The organism is Gemella haemolysans, from assembly GCF_028308085.1.
Lineage (GTDB): Bacteria > Bacillota > Bacilli > Staphylococcales > Gemellaceae > Gemella > Gemella haemolysans_D.
In genome coordinates this window covers 1-1,587 of sequence record NZ_JAQMFS010000005.1, presented here as the reverse complement: position 1 = coordinate 1,587, position 1,587 = coordinate 1, and the positions used below count along the sequence as shown (strand labels likewise).

Sequence of the window (1,587 nt, the reverse complement as noted above, 5' to 3'; positions counted from 1 at the left end):
ACAGTTGTACCTTCTGGTAAGCCTGTTTTGTCTACACTGTCTTCTGCGTTTGGTGCTGTACCGTTATCCACTGTTTGTGGTTTTGGTTGTGGATTATAATCGTCTTTTTGTGGCGTTACTTCTACCGTTACTGTCACTTCTTCCGTACTGTTGTCTGGATATGTGATTAATACTTTTCCTGGTTTGCTTCCTGGTGTTGTACTTGTATCTGGTTTTTCTACCCATGTGTACGTTGTTCCACTTGGTAAGCCATCTGTGTTGATACTTCCTTCTGCACTTGGGTCACTGCCGTGTTTAGCGGTTTGTCCTGGCTGTTTCGCAGTTGGTGTGAATGTGTCACTTTGTTTCTTAACCGTGATTGGTACTTCAACTTCGTCTACTGTTCCATCTGGGTACGTTACTAACGCTACTGTTGGATGACTTCCTGGTGTGTTGACTACTGGTGTTTCTTTCCATGTGATTGTCGTTCCGCTTGGTAAACCTGTTTTGTCTACACTGTCTTCTGCGTTCGGTACTGTACCGTTATCCACTGTTTGTGGTTTTGGTTGTGGATCATATTTTCCTCGCATAGACCAAACTGTAATATTTACTAGCATTGATGTAGAATTTCCAGCTTTATCTCTTGCGATTATAGTTACACCATACATCGTATTGTCGGATTTAATTTTCGGTACTTCTTGTACACCCTCCTTGAAAACAATTGTTCCAGTAGATTCATCAAAAGTTAAGAATTCAGGTAGATTTCTTACTTCAATCGTAGCAATTCCAATTCCATTTGCATTGTCTTCTGCTTTAATCTTCATCACAGGTAAAGTTTTATCTAATGCCATTATTTCCCAGTTTTTATTTTCTTCTGGCGTTAAAATTGTCGGATCTGTCACATCTTTGACTTTTAACGGAATCGTAACATCTTGTTCTGAACCATCAATATATGTTACTTTTGCTTGTATAGTTTGATTTCCATATGTTGCTGTATTGATTGGTGATTTTGATTCTACTTTTGCGATTTTCGCATTACCATTTTCATCTTGTGCATTAGTCGCATTAACTGCTCCTTTTAACATATTAGATGTTACTTCTTCATTTTGATTTACTTCGATTTGTGTTCCAGTCGCTGTAAATTCTTCGCTTACTTTTCTTACAATTACATTTACTGTAATTACATCTTTCGATCCATCTGGATAAGTGATTTCTACTTCACCTGTTGTTGAACCTGGTGTATTAACTACCGGCGGTGTTTTCCATATCACCGTTGTTCCATCTGGTAATCCTTGTTTATTTACACTATCTTCTGGATTTGGTATTTGTCCATAGTTTACCGTTTGATTTTCTGGTTTTGTTGTTCCATCTTTAAATGTTACTATCGCAGTAATATTTTGATCTCCATAGTTAGCTGTACTGATTGATGATTTAGGTACTACTGTTGAAATCTTATCAGTTCCACTTACGTTTCCTTCTTTCGATGTAGCCGTTACTTTTGCTTTTAAGTCACCGTTTGTTACTGGTGTGTTTTGATTTACTTCGATTTCAGTAGCTGTAACATTATACTCGTCACTAAGTTTATTTACATTGACTTTTACATTTACT

Annotated in this window: 1 protein-coding gene; it reads right to left on the bottom strand. The window is 37.2% G+C overall.

The window, feature by feature from the left end; genetic code table 11:
• Positions 1-1,587 (bottom strand): Rib/alpha-like domain-containing protein (locus PNO30_RS00190; protein WP_271986686.1); only part of this gene is annotated, 1,587 nt, incomplete at both ends.